The organism is Methylobacterium sp. 001424705, from assembly GCF_059816145.1.
In genome coordinates this window covers 1-17,064 of sequence record NZ_JCBANU010000001.1, presented here as the reverse complement: position 1 = coordinate 17,064, position 17,064 = coordinate 1, and the positions used below count along the sequence as shown (strand labels likewise).

10 protein-coding genes and 2 tRNA genes are annotated in these 17,064 nt (G+C 64.0%); 2 read left to right on the top strand and 10 right to left on the bottom strand.

Annotation, left to right across the window (positions count from 1 at the left end; genetic code table 11):
* Positions 1-785: 785 nt before the first annotated feature.
* From AC6EUL_RS00060 to AC6EUL_RS00015, 10 genes are all read right to left on the bottom strand, one after another.
* Positions 786-2,270, bottom strand: coding sequence for a peptidoglycan L,D-endopeptidase MepK (locus AC6EUL_RS00060; protein WP_499868116.1), 1,485 nt, complete (start codon positions 2,268-2,270; stop codon positions 786-788).
* Positions 2,271-2,831: 561 nt separating this feature from the next.
* Positions 2,832-2,905: transfer RNA gene (locus tag AC6EUL_RS00055), tRNA-Gly, on the bottom strand.
* Positions 2,906-2,976: 71 nt separating this feature from the next.
* Positions 2,977-3,060 (bottom strand) — tRNA-Tyr (locus tag AC6EUL_RS00050).
* Between the two features lie 68 nt (positions 3,061-3,128).
* The gene (gene recJ, locus AC6EUL_RS00045) at positions 3,129-4,937 is read right to left on the bottom strand and encodes a single-stranded-DNA-specific exonuclease RecJ (RefSeq protein ID WP_499868114.1); all 1,809 of its coding nucleotides are present in this window, start codon (positions 4,935-4,937) and stop codon (positions 3,129-3,131) included.
* Between the two features lie 114 nt (positions 4,938-5,051).
* Positions 5,052-6,452 carry an NAD(P)(+) transhydrogenase (Re/Si-specific) subunit beta gene (locus tag AC6EUL_RS00040; RefSeq protein ID WP_056219333.1) on the bottom strand — a complete coding sequence of 467 codons (1,401 nt, stop codon included), beginning with the start codon at positions 6,450-6,452 and terminating at the stop codon, positions 5,052-5,054.
* Between the two features lie 3 nt (positions 6,453-6,455).
* On the bottom strand, positions 6,456-6,905 hold the full coding sequence (locus AC6EUL_RS00035) for a proton-translocating transhydrogenase family protein (protein WP_499868112.1): 450 nt from the start codon (positions 6,903-6,905) through the stop codon (positions 6,456-6,458).
* A gap of 17 nt (positions 6,906-6,922) precedes the next feature.
* On the bottom strand, positions 6,923-8,062 hold the full coding sequence (locus AC6EUL_RS00030; protein ID WP_056219340.1) for a Re/Si-specific NAD(P)(+) transhydrogenase subunit alpha: 1,140 nt from the start codon (positions 8,060-8,062) through the stop codon (positions 6,923-6,925).
* Positions 8,063-8,131: 69 nt separating this feature from the next.
* Positions 8,132-8,425, bottom strand: coding sequence for an aa3-type cytochrome c oxidase subunit IV (locus AC6EUL_RS00025; RefSeq protein ID WP_056219345.1), 294 nt, complete (start codon positions 8,423-8,425; stop codon positions 8,132-8,134).
* A gap of 124 nt (positions 8,426-8,549) precedes the next feature.
* The gene (locus tag AC6EUL_RS00020) at positions 8,550-9,914 is read right to left on the bottom strand and encodes an ABC1 kinase family protein (RefSeq protein WP_056353534.1); all 1,365 of its coding nucleotides are present in this window, start codon (positions 9,912-9,914) and stop codon (positions 8,550-8,552) included.
* A gap of 343 nt (positions 9,915-10,257) precedes the next feature.
* Positions 10,258-12,135 carry a M3 family oligoendopeptidase gene (locus AC6EUL_RS00015; RefSeq protein ID WP_499868109.1) on the bottom strand — a complete coding sequence of 626 codons (1,878 nt, stop codon included), beginning with the start codon at positions 12,133-12,135 and terminating at the stop codon, positions 10,258-10,260.
* Between the two features lie 295 nt (positions 12,136-12,430).
* Here AC6EUL_RS00015 and AC6EUL_RS00010 point away from each other — a divergent pair, with 295 nt between their 5' ends.
* The gene (locus AC6EUL_RS00010) at positions 12,431-13,924 is read left to right on the top strand and encodes a sigma-54-dependent transcriptional regulator (protein ID WP_499868108.1); all 1,494 of its coding nucleotides are present in this window, start codon (positions 12,431-12,433) and stop codon (positions 13,922-13,924) included.
* A gap of 98 nt (positions 13,925-14,022) precedes the next feature.
* Complete coding sequence (locus tag AC6EUL_RS00005) at positions 14,023-16,125, top strand: L,D-transpeptidase family protein (protein WP_499868106.1); 2,103 nt, start codon at positions 14,023-14,025, stop codon at positions 16,123-16,125.
* Positions 16,126-17,064: the final 939 nt, after the last annotated feature.

Genomic DNA, 17,064 nt, shown 5'->3' with positions numbered 1-17,064 from the left:
GAGGCCTGGGCAGCGGCGGCCAGAGCAATACCTGCCAGCAGGAAACTTGCACTTACCTTGAACATCAAGAACCGCCTTCCTTGGGTGTTTGAGCTATTGCGGTCCTCATCGAAAGGTTGCCTGATCCTTCCAACGCCGCAGACACCTCCTTGTCTTTGAAATGAATTCGGAATGGCATACCCCATTTGGCGGATCGGCGAGGCTTTCGCACACAATAAAAATCATCGCGAGAGCCGGATTCCCCTCGAAATTCCAGTTCATAATTGCAGAATGCTCTGCCAGTCTTTAAAAAAATATCTTTTTACAAATTACGCGTTTGAACATCGTCCTATGAAAGCGCTCAGATTAATCAGTTTGATAGACTGACTTCAGTTTCACCTTTCATTTTGGACTATGGGTTCGATGATAACTTAACTTACCTCCAGGCTGTTCGGTGAAGATTTGTTCGGTTGATCGTCTGTCGCGATGCTTCCGATTGGTGGGCCGTTTTAAAAATTTGGCGTCGGCAAGGAAAATGCCGGCCCAGACACAGGTTGTGTTCGGGGCAGATATCTCACGGGCGGAAGACATGGTCCGTGGCAGCGAACTACCCTCTTGGTTCTCGTAATGCGAACGCCCGTCGCGCTTCTGGTGGACGACCTCCACGGTCAGTCCCGAGCCTCACTCCGCCGCGTCGCGACCTACCGGTTCGTGCGCTCGCGTCCGAGGACCGTCGGCGGTTCCCCCCACCTCGAGCGGGATGCAAAGCAAATCTGTCGCGTTACGGGCAAGTGACCGCGTCGCGATCAGCGTGTGCCGGGTACGACGCGTGTGGCCGAGCCAGTAAATCGCGAGGCCGCGAGGTCGTCGCCGGGGCTTCGGGCCGAGAAGCGGGTGGCGACGCCGGCTTGCGGCAAGACAATCGCGGTCGGCGCTCCGTCGAGCTTTGCCTTCGCGTTGGCAAGCCTCACCGGCGCCGCACGACTCGCGGGCTCGACATTCGCGGCAGCCGCCACGAAGAGAGCATGGAGCTGCGTTCGCGGATCGGCATTGGCTGGCACGAGGGCTGCACGGGGGGGCATCGACGGGGAGAGATTGGCCATGCCGGCATTGCCGAGGCCGGCAAGCTGTACGACGGGCCGTGGGGGCGGTAGAGGCATCGTCAGGGCGGCGGTCACCGCTGCAAATTCCGCCGGACGACGGGGCGGCAGCGGTAGGGCCACAGAAGCGACCGTATCCGAGTGTGACGTTGCAGTTGTCGGCGTTTCGCTGGTCAGGAGGCTCTGGGCGTCACGGCCGTCGCGACGAAGAAAATTGCTTTTGAGGGCCTCATCCGCGGCGGGTGCCGCGTAGGCGAGCGCCGTGCGCGCACCGACCGGGTCCTCGGGATCGGCGTTGGCGACCACCACGGCTGCCGTCCTCGTGCGGGCTCGCTCCGACGCTTTCGTCGCTGCCTGCACGGGCGGTGCGGTATCTTGCGCGCGGCCGCCGCCGAAGAGGCTGGCAAAGAACCCCTTGATGCTCGGCCCGTCGTCCTCGTCCATTTGCGCCACCTCGGTGACTCCAAGAACGGTTCCACCGCGCGAGAGGATTTCGGAACGGGCCATTTCGTAGCCGGGCAGGGGGCGATTGTCCGAGGGCAGGTGAACGGTTTTTCCATCCGGAAATAGACGGGCCAACTGATCGTGCGTCATACGCGGCCATGAGCGGACCGAGCCAACGTCGAGGTGCACAAACGGGGAGCCTGAGCGGGGATACCAACCGACGCCGCCCCTCTGCATTCGCATGCCGATGGCCCGGATTTGGTCGATCGACACATCCGGCAGGTAGAAATCCATTGCCTTGCCGAGCATGTGCTGACTGTACTCGGCGACCATCTTGGATCGCCGGCGCAGCATCGCGTTGGTGCCGGGCGAGCGATAGGCAGAGACGACGTTGATCGGTTCCTGCGAACCCACCGACCGGTAGGCTTCCCAGACCGTGTCGAACAGGCGAGGGTCCATCTTGATCGGCTCATCGGATCGCCAGTCGCGCAAGAGCCAATTCAATTGCTCCAGAGCCGCCCTGTCGTAACGTCCGTCGCGCTTGAAGGTGACCGTCAGGCTTTCCTTGGTATGGGTGTGATAAATAGAAAGAGTCCGCGTATCACCGTTGGCGACGGCGTCCTGGGTGCCACGGGTTCCACCCGCCAGAGCCAGACCGAAACTGGCACCGAAGACGGTCAGACGTCCGGCCCGCTTCCAAGAGCCGGGGCAATGGGTCGTCCGGCCGTTCCGCAGAAGCTTACCCACCGTGGTTTCACCCTCTACCCATTCGCGCGCGGGGCACGGATCATGGTGAACGCAAGGTTGCCGAAAACCGTAAACGTCCGGTTTACCGGGGCCTCGACACTTCGCCGCTCTACGTTCAACGGCTAAGTCTGAACCGTGGCGAAATCGTGCCAGGGTGTGCGCGGGCGCACAGAGCAGATTTTGTTCCTAACTCATCTGGGGCAGAGGTAGGCGCTCCCGCTGCACGAAGCGATTCCTCCACCCCCGTCTGTGTCCACGGTGTACCAAAGCCCAGGTGCGGCGAACGCGATTTGGGCAGGCACGTCGACGAAAGGCTGATCGATGCGACGGCCGCGCGCCGATGTGTCGAGATCATCACGGAGGGTTCGCCGCTTCGCCCCCTTGGTTCGCTAGAAGAGGACATCCCCATCCGTCGATATCAACCGCTGGAAAGCCAACGCAAAACGTCGTCGCGCGAGCCAACCCGCACCAAGCAACCGATCAATCGGCCTCGTTCGGACCCTCGGCAAACCATGGAGAAGTTTTTATGCCGCTTCAGCAGCGTCGGATTCAGAAATCGGATGGAGCGGGTACCGGGAATCGAACCCGGGTATTCAGCTTGGAAGGCTGCTGCTCTACCATTGAGCTACACCCGCATCGCCGACCTTTGTAATAGGTCATCGAGGCTAGAGACATCCCGGAGAGTTTCGGGATCTCGGTAAAGATTTGGTGGGGGAAGTAGGACTCGAACCTACGAAGCTTACGCAGCGGATTTACAGTCCGCCCCCTTTGCCGCTCGGGACATTCCCCCAAACCGACCGTCTTTCGACGGCGCGCCGTCCTTATGATGACCGCCAGGGCGGGAGTCAACCGCATCGCTCAATCGAAATATGCGAGATCGCAGATGCGCATTTGGGCACGCTCAGCGCCACGCCAGGTATCCACGGACAGCGTCCCAGCGACATGCACCTCTCGGCCGACGCTGGATAGGATTGCCTGTCCGAGAGGACCCTGTGCCGAACGGAATGCGATGGCGCCGATGGCCTGGCCATCCCGACTTCGCAGACGGGCTCGAACGTGCCCATGACCGACGACCGCGGCGTCCACAATGCGGTGTCGCGGCAGGACGAAGGTCGGCTCCGGGGCCGCGGATCCGAATGGGCCGGCCCGGTGAATCGTGCGCACGAGTTCGGCGGTGACACCGCCTGCGCTCATTGCGCCATCCACCAGAAGCGCTTCGACAGCCCGTGCCTCGGCAACGGTCTCGGATAGAACAGCCGTGAGGTGATCGCGAAAACCCGTGATGTTCGGACCAGGCAGCGTGACGCCCGCCGCCATAGCGTGGCCTCCACCCTTCAGGGCAACCCCTGCCTCGACCGCCGTGCGGACCGCGTGCCCTAAATCCGCACCGACGATCGATCGACCCGAACCGGTTGCGGTGCCGTCCGGCCGAAGGGCGAAAGCGAAGGCCGGGCGGCCGAAGCGCTCCTTCAAGCGCGCCGCGATGAGCCCGACGACGCCGGGATGCCAGTCGGTGGACGCGGCCACCAGCACCGGTTGCTCGGGATCGAGACTGAGCGCGTGGTCCATCGCGGACTCGGCGGCGGCGACCGCTGTCGCCTCGATGACCTGACGTTCACGATTGAGCCGATCGAGTTCCGCCGCAATCCGTGCAGCCTCGGCCGGGTCGGCCGTGGTGAGGAGGGTTGCCCCAAGAGCCGCATTCCCGATGCGCCCCCCGGCATTGATGCGCGGGCCGACAAGGTAGCCGAGGTGCCAAGCCTCTGGCGGCTCAGTCAGAGACGCAGCATCCAGAAGCGCTGCGAGACCAATGCGGCCGCGGGCGCGCATCACCTTAAGGCCTTGCACGACGAAGGCGCGATTCAGGCCAACCAACGGGACGACATCCGCGACGGTGGCCAGGCCAACGAGGTCGAGCGACTCGGCGAGGTCAGGCAGCCGATCGACGAATTCCGGTTCTCGCCGAAGTCGCCGGTTTAGCGCAACGAGAGTGAGGAAGACGACCCCAGCGGCGCAGAGATGGCCGAGCCCCGACAAGTCGTCGAGGCGATTCGGGTTTACGAGCGCACGGGCCGGGGGCAGGTGCTCTGGGGCGCCATGATGGTCGAGGACGACGACATCGAGGCCGACTGCCGCTGCGGCCTCCAAGGGCGCGTGTCCGCTCGTGCCGCAATCGACGGTGATCAGCAGCGTAGCGCCGGCCTCCCGCAGAGCCTCGACGGCGGCGACGTTGGGGCCATAGCCTTCGGTGATTCGGTCAGGAATGTGGATTTGGACGGTCAGGCCGAGGCTACGCAGGTAGCCGGCCAGGAGCGAGGCGCTGGATGCACCGTCGACATCGTAGTCGCCGAATACCGCCACTCGCTCGCCGGTCAGAACAGCGCGCGCGAGCCGCTCGGTAGCCGTCGCCATATCGACCAAGCAGTTCGGGTCCGGCATCAGGTCGCGCATTCGCGGCTGCAGATACGCCTCCGCTTCGGCCGGTCGGATGCCGCGCCCGGCCAGGACCCGGGCCAGCAACTCGGGCAGGGCATGCGCCTGCACCATCGTCGCCGCGTGAGCCTGGAGGGCCGGATCGGCGCAGCGGTCGCGCCAGGGCCGGCCGAGAACCGAGTGGGAGACGTCGAGGAACGCGCGAGGCGCGTCGAGGGCGAGGGCGGCTGACACGGGGGGATCATAGCGCCATCTGGGACGCAGGACTGCATCCCAAACGACAAAGGGGCCGGCGAACACGCGCCGGCCCCTCGAGGAAGGTCCCGCGGGCCAGCGCCCGCGGTCGCGTCAGAGATTCTTAAGGATGTTGTCGACCACCTTCTTGGCGTCACCGAACAGCATCATGGTGTTGTCGCGGAAGAACACCTCGTTCTCGACGCCGGCGTAACCTGAGCCCATGCCGCGCTTGATGAACAGGACGGTCTTGGCCTTCTCGACGTCCAGGATCGGCATGCCGTAGATCGGCGAGGCTTTGTCGGTCTTGGCCGCCGGGTTGGTGACGTCGTTGGCACCAATCACGAAGGCCACGTCGGCTTGCGGGAACTCGCCGTTGATGTCCTCCAGTTCGAAGACTTCGTCGTAGGGCACGTTCGCTTCGGCGAGCAGCACGTTCATGTGACCGGGCATGCGGCCGGCGACCGGGTGGATCGCGTACTTCACGTCCACACCTTCCTTCTTGAGCATATCGACCATCTCGCGAAGGCTGTGCTGGGCCTGGGCTACAGCCATGCCGTAGCCCGGCACGATGATGACGCGCTCGGCGTTCTTCATGATGTAGGCCGCGTCGTCGGCCGAGCCCTGCTTGACCGGACGGGTCTCGACTGCGCCACCGGCGCCGGTTGCTGCGGCGTCACCGCCGAAGCCACCGAGGATGACGGAGACGAACGAGCGGTTCATCGCCTTGCACATGATATAGGACAGGATCGCACCGGACGATCCGACCAGCGCACCCGTGATGATGAGCGCGAGGTTGCCCAGGGTGAAGCCGATACCAGCCGCGGCCCAGCCCGAGTAGGAGTTCAGCATCGAGACGACGACGGGCATGTCCGCGCCGCCGATCGGAATGATGAGGAGGCCGCCGAGCACGAAGGACAGCAGCACGATCAACCAGAAGATCGCCTTGCTCTCGTTGCCGATGAAGATTGCGATCAGCACCACAAGGGCGACGCCGAGGCCGATGTTGATGAGGTGCCGCTGCGGCAGCATGATAGGCTTGCCGGACATACGGCCATCAAGCTTCAGGAACGCGATGACCGAGCCCGTGAAGGTGATGGCGCCGATGGCGACGCCGAGCGCCATTTCGAACAGCGATTCCTTGTGAATGTGGCCGTTCTCGAGGATGCCGACCGCCTGCGGCGCGTAGAGCGTTGCCGCCGCGCCCATTACGGCCGCAAGGCCGACGAGGGAGTGAAAGGCGGCCACGAGCTGCGGCATCGCCGTCATCGGCACACGCTTGGCGATGACTGCGCCGGCACCGCCGCCGATGGCGAGGCCCAAGATGACAATGACCCAGGCGCCGAGCCCGGCTGGCGGATGGCCGACCAGGGTGGTGAGCATGGCGAGGCCCATGCCGATCATGCCGTACAGGTTGCCCTGTCGCGAAGTGGTCGGGTGCGAGAGCCCCCGCAGCGCCATGATGAACAGGACGCCGGAGACGATGTAGAGAAGGGATGAGACGTTCTGGGACATGTCTCAGGCCTTCTTCTTGTACATGCCGAGCATGCGCTGAGTGACGAGGAACCCGCCGAAGATGTTCACGCTGGCGAGGATGATGCCGACGAAGCCGAAGAAGCGGGCCCATCCGGTGCCGTGCTCGACGTAAGGCACGCCGGCGGCGAGCAGGGCGCCGACGATGATGACCGACGAGATCGCGTTGGTGACGGACATCAGCGGCGTGTGCAGAGCCGGGGTAACTGACCAGACAACATAGTAGCCCACGAAGATTGCCAGGATGAAGATCGCGAGCTGGAAGACCGTCGGGTCGACGGCTCCGTGAGTCACGGCGCTGAGGCCGTGACCGAGGCCGTCGGCGTATTTCTGCGCCTGGAGCGCGTGCTGCTGCGCGATGTCAGCGGCAGTTCGGGCCGCGGCGGCGGCGGCGCGCGCCTGCTCGGCGGCCTGATCGGGGGGAAGCATAGCCATCGTATCCTCCGGCGGGATCAGGATTGGGGCTGGAACGAGGGGTGCGAGACCTGACCGTCACGGGTCAGGTTGGTCGCCTTGACGAGTTCGTCGTCCCACTTCACCGCCAGGGCCTTGGACTCCTTGTCGACCAGGGTCTCGACGAAGGCGTAGAGGTTGCGGGCGTAGAGGCTGGAGGCCGTCGCCGCGAGGCGGCCGGCCACGTTGAGATGGCCGACGATCTTCACCCCCTTGTCGGTCACCACGACTTCGCCGGGCTTGGCGCCCTCGACGTTGCCGCCGCGCTCGACTGCGAGGTCGACCAGGACCGAGCCGGGCTTCATGGAGGCGACCATCGCCTCCGAGACAAGCTTCGGCGCCGGCCGGCCCGGAATCAGCGCCGTGGTAATGACGATGTCCTGTTTGGCGATGTGGGTGGTGACGAGGTCGGCCTGCTTCTTCTTGTACTCGGTCGACATCTCCTTGGCGTATCCGCCGGAAGTCTCGGCCTGCTTGAACTCCTCATCTTCGACCGCGACGAACTTGGCGCCGAGGGATTCGACCTGCTCCTTGGTGGCCGGGCGCACGTCGGTGGCGGTGACCACCGCGCCCATCCGGCGGGCCGTTGCGATAGCCTGGAGGCCGGCAACGCCGACGCCCATGACGAAGACGCGGGCGGCCGGCACGGTTCCGGCGGCGGTCATCATCATGGGCATGGCACGACCGTATTCGGACGCGCCGTCGACCACGGCGCGGTAACCCGCAAGGTTGGCCTGGGACGACAGCACGTCCATCACCTGCGCGCGGGTGATGCGGGGCATCAGCTCCATAGCGAAGGCGTCGAGACCGGCCTCCGCCATGGCGCCGAGTTCGGCCTCGTGGCCGTACGGATCCATGATGGCGATGACCGTGGCGCCGCGCGGCAGGAGAGCGATCTCCTCGGCCGAGGGACGCCGGACCTTCAGAACAAGGTCTGCGGACCCGGCGGCCTCGGAGGCCGATCCGGCGATGGAAGCCCCGGCGGCCTCGTAATCGGCATCCGGAACGCCGGCCTTCAGACCGGCACCAGACTGGACGGTGACGTCGGCCCCGAGGCCGATGAACTTTTTGACCGTCTCTGGCACCGCCGCGACCCGCGGCTCCGCGGGATCGGTTTCCGATAATACAGCGATGCGCATGCAGGAATGCTCCTTAAAGGACGGCCCGAAGGCGACCCGCAAATCAGTCAAGTTGTGGTTGGAGAGGGATCAGGCGAAAGCGAGGTACAGCGCCAGCAGGATGCCGACCGCCAGGGGGGCCTTCCAGCCGATCGCGGGGGCGAGAGCACCCACCGCACCGGCGATACCGGAGAGGATCACACCGAAGATCGCCGTCAGCCAGGCCTCGCGGATACCGCCGACCGCCAGGGCCAGAACCCAACACAGCACGACACCGGTGCCGATCTCTACGAATCGAACGAAGCCGCGATAGGTCTGCTCGTGGGTCTTCTCATCCATCGCCGGGCTGTAATGCGCGCCGGACACGGTCTTGGTATCAGCCATCTTGTGGGCGTCCCCTTGGGCATCATCTTGATTTGTTCCAAGGGGATTTAGCGCAAGCCAAGGTCGCTCGCAATCGACATGCGGGCCCGGCAATCGCCTCGAACGGCTTTTTGTGGCCACGCTTTCAAGCCGGAGAAGCAAGTCCTGCCTTTGCCAGTGCCTCGCCCTGTCGCCCTTCGAGATCCGCGAGGGAGAAACGGTCGATCTCGGCCTCGAACAACTGGTGATAGTTTAGCTCCGACCGGAGATGCAGGAAGACGGCGCCGAGGCCTACCGCCGCCCGGTCCATGAAGACGAATTCCTGCGGGATCGTAACCGGACCGCGTGCCTTCAGAGCCTGATGAACCTCGAAGGCTTGTCGGCGCCCATACTCGCCGGGCTTGACCCCGTCGGCCACGGTTCGCGTGCGATCTTCCAGGATCGGCCCATAGATAAAGCGCGCCCAGATATTCAGGATTTCAACGAGTTCCTTGTTGAGATTCTTGAACCCCCAGGTCTCGTAGGCATGGACGATGCGTGCGTTATCGTTGGTGAGCAAGCCCCGATACAGGTCGACGACACCGCCGACGAAGCGTGGATGAAAGATGCGGACGCAGCCGTAGTCGAGCAGGTTGATCCCCCGCGCCTCGCCCCCTTCTGAGAAGACCGTGTAATTGCCAAGGTGTGGGTCGCCGTGAATGACGGCGGCACGGCTGAACGGATGCCACCAGGCCTTGAACATCGACCGGGCCAGACGATTGCGGACGTCTACTGGACTCTCGGCGAAATCGAGGATGCGCTGCCCATCGAGCCAGCCGAGCGTCAGGAGGCGCTTCGTCGAGAGATCCTTGTGGATGGCAGGCACGCGGACCGCATCGACGTCGCGAAGGACGTCGCCGTAGAGGACGGCATGCTTGGCCTCGCGCTCGTAGTCGAGTTCCTCGCGGACACGGGCACCGATTTCTTTTGCGATCTCACGGGTATCGAGCCACGTGGACATCCGCCGATGCAGGGCAAATGCGACTTCAAGCTGTTTAAGGTCGGCCTCTACGGCCGATTGCATATCCGGGTATTGAAGCTTGCAAGCGAGGTGCGTGCCGTCGAGGGCCGTGGCGCGGTGGACCTGACCGAGGGAGGCAGCTGCCGCCGGTTTGAGGTCGAAGGTCCGGAATCGGGTCTGCCAATTGGCCCCCAGTTCGGCGATCATGCGTCGCTTGACGAAAGCGGCGCCCATCGGAGGCGCATCGGCCTGAAGCTTCTGCAGTTCGGTGGCGTAATCGGGCGGCAACAGGTCCGGCACCGTCGCCAAAAGCTGCGCTACCTTCATGATCGGGCCCTTCAAACCGCCAAGAGCTTGCGCGAGGGCTGCCGCATTGGTCGGAGCCTCCTTTCCGCCGAACAGCTTCGCGCCGGCCATGCGCGCCGCCACCCCTCCGACATTGGCGCCGACGCGGGCATAGCGACTTGCGCGGGCGGAGAAGCGGTTGGCTTCACGATCGGTGTCGGCCATCGGGATCAATCAACTCGTTGGGAAAAACTTTCTTCGGAGATAAGCGCAGTGATCGATCACGCCAGGGCAGCGGGCTCATGGGTCGCGGCTCGACAGTCCAGTGCCGGGCCGATCATCGAGAATTGGGCGTGTCAGTCAGCCGACGTCACTCTCACCGGTGGCGAGCCCGCGAATTACCCTTACAGCTCCGGCATGTTTCATTTGGATCGCCCTTCGCGGTGCCACGGGACGGGTTGGTCAGCCCGGGACGAGCGAGGCGCCGGGTCCACCGACGAACCACCCCCCGTTGTCCAGGGCGAACAACGAAAGGCATCCTTCTTTCATCGCTCATATCGCTGAGCGCTTACGCAGCCTCCATCCCCTCCAACTCAGCGATCATGCCCTCGATCATCGACAGTCCGATCTGCCAGAAGCCAGGGTCGCGGGCGTCAAGGTTGAAGGGGCCCAGGAGTTCTCCGTAGGGTTTGGCACCGCCAGCCGACAGGAGAGCGAAGTAGCGCTCCACGAACCCGTCTTCGGCCTTGGCGTAGACGCCGTAGAGCGAGTTCACAAGGCAATCGCCGAAAGCATAGGCATAGACGTAGAACGGCGAATGGATGAAGTGAGGAATGTAGGCCCAGAAAGGCTCGTAGCCCGCATCAAGCGCGATCGCCGGACCGAGGCTCTCGGCCTGCACCGACATCCAGAGGCCGTTGATCTGCTCGGCGGTCAGCTCGCCCTGTGCCCGGGCGAGGTGGACCTTCCGCTCGAAGGCGTAGAACGCGATCTGGCGCACGACCGTGTTGATCATGTCCTCCACCTTCGCCGCCAGCATGGCGCGGCGCTGACTCGTGTTCGTGGTGGCGGCCAGGAGGCGGCGGAAGGTCAGCATCTCACCGAAGACGCTGGCAGTCTCGGCCAGGGTCAGAGGCGTAGGCGCCATCAGGGCGCCGTTCGGGCCGGCGAGGACCTGATGCACGCCGTGGCCGAGCTCGTGCGCCAGGGTCATCACGTCCCGCGGCTTGCCCTGGTAGTTGACCAAGACGTAGGGGTGGGCCGAGGGCACGGTCGGGTGCGCGAAGGCGCCGGGCGCCTTTCCGGGTCGAGTCGGAGCGTCGATCCAGTTGCGGTCAAAGAACGTCCGGGCGATGTCGGCCATCTGCGGAGAGAACGCCTGGTAGGCGTCGAGGACAGTGTCACGCGCCTCGCTCCACGGAATGGTGCGCTGATCGACCTTGGGGAGAGGAGCGTTTCGGTCCCAATAGGGCAGAGCCTCGACGCCGAACCACTTGGCCTTCAGGCGATAATAGCGGTGCGACAGCCGCGGATACGCGGCCTGGACGGCCTCCACCATCGCGGCGACCACCTCGGGCTCGACGCGATTCGAGAGATGACGCGCATCCGCGACGTCCTTGAAGCCACGCCAGCGGTCGGAAATTTCCTTGTCCTTGGCGAGCGTGTTGGTGATCAGCGTAAAGGTGCGCAGGTTCGCACGGAAGACTTCGCTGAGAGCGCCCGCAGCGTCCTGTCGAATGGCGCCATCCGGATCCTGAAGCTTGTTGAGGGTCGGCTCCAGGGTAAGCTGCTCACCCTGCACGGGGAAGCGGAGCGCCGCGATCGTACCGTCGAAGAGCCGATTCCAGGCCGAGCGCCCGGTGACGGACTTCTCCAGGAAAAGTTTCTCGGTGCGATCGTCCAGTTGGAACGGCTTCTCGCGCCGCAAGTCTTCCAGCCAAGGCGCGTAATGGTTGAGCGGCCCATCCGCCATGGCCCGATCCATCGCCTCGTCTGAGATTCGGTTCAGTTCGAGGGCAAAGAACAACAGATGGCTGGAGGCCGCCGTCAGCCGCTCCTGCGTGTCTCCGTAGAATTTTTCCCTGAGCTCATCGGTGGTGTCGCCGGAATAGACCAAGCCCGCGAAAGACATCAGGCGTCCGAGCAGATCTTCGATGCCTTCGTATGTCGCGACCGCCTCGGCTAGCTGGGCCGAGGCATCCGACGCGGCCGCCATCTTGGCGAGGCGACCGGCGTAGCGCTCGTAGAACCGGGCACAATCCGCTTCGGCTCGGACCAGGTCAGCCGAGAAATCGGGAGAATCGATCCCAGCATACAGGTCGGTAAGGTCCCATTCCGGCAAAGCCCCCAGATCGGCCGCATGCGCGGCGGCTCTGGCAGCGCTGGCCCCTTCCGCATTCGCGACGATGCCCGAACGACTGGCAGTGGCGACGGCTCGGCTCGGCATGATGATCTGGTTCCCTCTCGGACCGGTCAGGTCCGTGCGCGGTGATATCGAGTGCAAAGGCCGTCCGATCAATCCGAGTCGATCAGAATCCTGCGGGTCGGGACGGTTTGTCAGTGGGTGTGAAGTGGGGGCGTGCCGAACGCTCTACGCTCCGCAAAAGTCGGATCGTCGTTAAGCACGGCTTTACGCTCTTGGGGCACCCTGCGGTTCGAAACGAAACACGCCAGCGACGATGACGCCCGGACGACCCTTGTGTTGCCGGATGCCGTCCGCTTGCGAACAGCGAGGCTGCCCCATGTCGACAACGGTCCTGATCGTCGACGATGATCCCGTGCAGCGCCGCCTCGCCGAAACGATGGTTCGGCGCCTCGGCTTCGAGGCGCGGGTGGCCGAGAGTGGCGAGCAGGGCCTCGAGGCGTTGCGCGCCGGCGATGCGATCGATGTGGTGCTTCTCGACCTCGTCATGCCCGGTGGCCTCGATGGACTGGGCGTCATGTCCGAGATGCGCAGAACCGGCCTCGACGTGCCGGTAATCGTTCAGACCTCGAACGGCTCGATCGATGCCGTTGTCACGGCGATGCGTGCGGGCGCCACGGATTTCGTGGTCAAGCCAGCCGGTGCCGAGCGTCTGCAGGTCTCGATCAAGAACGCTCTGAAGGTCGATCAGCTCGAGGAAGAGGTCCGCCGCATGCGCCGGCGCGCCTCAGGCGCGCTGAGCTTCAAGGATCTGACATCGCGGAGCCCGGATATGGATCGCGTGATCCGCCTCGCCGAGCGCTCGGCCAAATCGAACATCCCGGTGCTGATCGAAGGGGAGTCCGGCGTCGGCAAGGAGGTGCTGGCACGGGCGATCCAGGGGTCCGGCGATCGACGCGGCAAGGCCTTTGTCACCGTCAACTGTGGCGCGATCCCCGACAACCTCGTCGAGTCCACCCTGTTCGGCCACGAGAAGGGCGCCTTCACGGGCGCTACCGAGCGTCATGTTGGCAAGTTTGTCGAAGCCTCGGGTGGAACGCTTTTCCTTGACGAGATCGGCGAACTGCCCCTCGATGCACAGGTGAAGCTTTTGCGCGCTCTCCAGGAAGGTGAGGTCGATCCGGTGGGCGGAAAGCGCAGCGTACGGGTGGACATCCGTCTGATCTCGGCGACGAATCGCTCGCTCCTCGACTTGGTCAAGCAGGGCCGATTCCGCGAGGACCTGTATTATCGCCTGAACGTCTTCCCCATGACGCTGCCGCCGTTACGGGCTCGCCGCGAGGACATTCCTGATCTGGTGCGCTCCTTTTGCGCGCGCTTCGCGGCCGAAGAAGGCAAGAAGGTCAGAGCCATCACACCCGAGGCGATGGCGCTCGTAACCCGGTACGGCTGGCCGGGTAACGTCCGCCAACTGGAAAACGCTCTGTTCCGCGCGGTGGTGCTGGCGGATGGCGACGAACTCACGGTGTCCGAATTCCCGCAGATCGCCGCCCAGGTAGAAGGCTTCGACATCCGGATTCCCGCCGCACCGATCCAGCCGATGGTGCAGGGCGGCGCGCCGCAGCCCGTGAGGGAGATCGTCCGGGTGGAAGTGCGCGATCCGCATGCCATGAGTCTGGTCGCGGAAGAGACCGGCGAGATGAAGACGATGGACGGCTTGGAAGCAGAGATCATTCGCTTCGCACTCCAATTCTATCGCGGCCGAATGTCCGAGGTCTCACGCCGCCTCGGAATTGGCCGATCTACCCTTTACCGGAAACTCAAGGATCTTGGTCTCGCGGAAGAGGACAAGGTCGACGAGGCTGCTGCCTGAGACCTCTCATCGGCGATCGTGCGATTGCGCACGCGGCCGCCTGGTCCGATTATCCTAATGCTATCGGCCGGTATGGTCGGTCCCGAGGAGTTGCCATCATGGGCGTTTTGCGCTCTGCCTCCGTCGCGCTGTCCGCACTGCTGGCGGGCTGCTCAGCCTATGGGGCCCAGGCCCAGGTTTCCGACATGCGGCAGCAAGAGGGTCGCGCATCCGACGCTCAGAAATCGCAGGCCCAGCCTTCACACGCACAGGCTCCGGATGCAGCCTCCGCGACCCCGGTTACGCGGAACGCCTCGGTCGATCCGGGCGCGCCCGAGGCAGCCAGGCCCGATCCGTCTGCCGATAGCGCGGGTCCGATTGCGGCGAGGGGACCGGACGCGAACGCGTCCATTCCGGGAACGCCTTCTGCGAGCGAAGCAACGGCACCGCCGCCCCTGCCGACCGACCCGCAGGCCGCTGCCATCGCCACCCGGCTTGCCGATCCGACACCGCTTCTCTCCCGGCTCTCGACGAAGGATCGCGAGGCCATTCAGGCGTTCTATGCGTTGGGTGCCTTCAAGCCGGTCTGGATCGTCGATGGAGCACTCACGCCTGCGGCAAAATCCGCGGCCGCTCGTCTGGCCTCCGCCGGGGAGGACGGTCTCGCGGCGTCCGCCTATCCCGTGCCGGTTCTTGGAACGCAGGGCGCCACCGAAGCGCAGATCGCGGATGCGGACCTGAAGCTGTCGGCCGCCGTCGTGCTCTATGCACGGGATGCGCGCGGTGGACGCATCCATCTTGCCAACCTGTCTCGCTTGATCACGCCGGTCCTCGATTTGCCGGCACCGGATGCCGTCCTCGCCCGCATCGCATCCGGCGGCGCGTCGGCCGGTTCGCTGCTGCAGGGCTACAATCCAGCTCAGTCGGGCTACCTCTCCCTGAAGGCGCGCCTCGCGGTGTTGCGAGGTAACGGCCAGACTCCGTCCGCGGCTGGTGTGCATCTGCCGCCGGGGCCAGTGCTCAAGCTCGGCATGACGGACCCGCGCGTTCCGGCCCTGCGTAGGCGATTTGGACTCGAAACCCGGACGGCCGGCACCCTCGATGCCGGACCGGGCAATCCAGAATTCTACGATGCCGGCGTGGTCGCGGCCGTGACGGCGTTCCAACGCGCGCGAGGTCTAGCCCCGAATGGCACATTGACCCTGCAAACCGTGTCCGCTCTATCCCGGCCCGAGCCCGCAGCCCGCACCGACGACGCGGAGGCCGCGCTCATCGTGAACATGGAGCGCTGGCGCTGGTTGCCCTCCGACCTCGGCCGCGACTACGTCATGGTCAACATCCCGGAGTTCCGCCTACGGGTCGTCCGGGATGGGCGTCAGCGCGACGAAGCACGCGTGATCGTCGGCAAAACGGAATCGCCCACACCGATCTTCTCGGGGATGATGGAGTACGCCGTCGTCAATCCCTCTTGGAATGTCCCGCCTTCGATCCTGAAGAACGAGTTCCTGCCGGGTCTCGCCCGCGACCCGAACTACGCGGCCCGTCGGGGCTACGAAGTGGTCTACCGCAACGGCAACGTCTCGGTGCGTCAGCCGCCCGGGGAGCGCAACGCTCTTGGCTTCATCAAGTTTATGTTCCCGAACAACCACGCCGTCTATCTGCACGATACGCCGAACCGAACCCTCTTTTCCTCCGCTCACCGTGCCCTAAGCCATGGCTGTGTGCGCGTGGAGGATCCCTTCCGGTTCGCCGACGCAGTTTTGCCTGAAGCCTGGTCGAGTGAGCGCTTGAAGAAGCTGATCGGGAAGGGCGAGCGCCAGATCCGCCTGAGTGAAAAGCTGCCGGTACACCTCGCCTATTTCACGATGTCGGTGGACGAGGCCGGCACGGTGCGGACCCTACCCGACCTCTACGGGTACGACTCCCGTATGAAAATCGCCCTCGGCCTGAGCCCAGGAAACCTATTGGTTGCGCGCGGGGCGGACGGCAAAACCCCGGAAGCCCGGCGGTCGGCGCAGAAGAAGCCCGCGGTGACGGCGCGAACTGGGCCCGCCCTGACGGCGGCACCCAAACCCCTGGACGAAGGGCGGCGGTCGCGGATCCGGGAGGTGAATTCCGAAGGTCCTGCCTTGCGCGCCACGGCCGAACGCCCGCCCGCCGGTTTTGGCGAACCCGACCTATGGACCCCCCGAGCCGGCCGGCCCCTGAACGGTTGGTGGTAGCACTGGACCTTGGCGCGACTGAGCGACCCAACTGAACGGATCGTCGGTGGAGGTTTCTCCCCCAAGTTTCATGGATGGGAGCAAGAAGGTTCGGAAAGCGAATAACGCTCGGCTCAACCTAAGCATGAGTTGAGCGTGCTTTTCCCTGCCCGAAAATATCCGTTCGCTGCCGGCTCAGGACTGCCGGCAGGCTCGAAAACGTGTTGGGGGATGCACTCAGATGTGCCCACTTGAGGGCGCAGGATCCGATTGCGCATCAACCTGTAGAACTAGCGGCGCAGCAACGCACCGGATTGCAAATGTTGACTTGTGTGCCGTAATGGCACGCCAGGATTTCGGAAAGGTCTGACCGATCCTGTAGATGTCGCCTGTCACATGAGATGACGAACATCGACCTGTCCCCCCGCGCCAATCCCGAAGGAACACGACACTCGAAAGTAGCGGTCGAGTCGGCCTGGTGGGTAAGCCTGAGAGACGAGTAGGCGCCCATAGACCCGTGGGGGCACCGACCACGAATGACGCCGGGCTCTGCATGGCATGTGCAACCATCGGCTTTGCCACCCTGATGGGCCAGGCATTTGGCGGATCATCGACGTCAACATGCACTTCCTTAGTGCAGTACAGGGGTCAGGGAGCGCAAATTCGAATATGGATGGCTACTTCAGATAGTACCGTTTTGAATAATTGAAATATGTTTCAATATGCCGGCAAATATACTGCCAAACCTGTATTTTCGTGCATACCGCTGCCTTCGGTTTGTCGTAATTCACGGATATGGTTTACAAGTAATTTGGCTTAATTCGTGCCATTGGCGCCTTCCGTAGTCATTGTTCGCTGCAGGACGGGGTGGACTTGGCCTTTATCGCTTCAGCGCCACGGGCTGATGGGAATCGATGTCTGCTTATTCTGAGGGCACTGTCACGATGGACACCACTTCTG

Bases quoted from the DNA above. Each gene is read 5' to 3' on its own strand.
- AC6EUL_RS00020 (WP_056353534.1), bottom strand. From the start codon at position 9,914: ATGGCCGACACCGATCGTGAAGCCAACCGCTTCTCCGCCCGCGCAAGT.
- AC6EUL_RS00040 (WP_056219333.1), bottom strand. From the start codon at position 6,452: ATGTCCCAGAACGTCTCATCCCTTCTCTACATCGTCTCCGGCGTCCTG.
- AC6EUL_RS00005 (WP_499868106.1), top strand. From the start codon at position 14,023: ATGGGCGTTTTGCGCTCTGCCTCCGTCGCGCTGTCCGCACTGCTGGCG.
- AC6EUL_RS00010 (WP_499868108.1), top strand. From the start codon at position 12,431: ATGTCGACAACGGTCCTGATCGTCGACGATGATCCCGTGCAGCGCCGC.
- AC6EUL_RS00015 (WP_499868109.1), bottom strand. From the start codon at position 12,135: ATGCCGAGCCGAGCCGTCGCCACTGCCAGTCGTTCGGGCATCGTCGCG.
- AC6EUL_RS00025 (WP_056219345.1), bottom strand. From the start codon at position 8,425: ATGGCTGATACCAAGACCGTGTCCGGCGCGCATTACAGCCCGGCGATG.
- AC6EUL_RS00030 (WP_056219340.1), bottom strand. From the start codon at position 8,062: ATGCGCATCGCTGTATTATCGGAAACCGATCCCGCGGAGCCGCGGGTC.
- AC6EUL_RS00035 (WP_499868112.1), bottom strand. From the start codon at position 6,905: ATGGCTATGCTTCCCCCCGATCAGGCCGCCGAGCAGGCGCGCGCCGCC.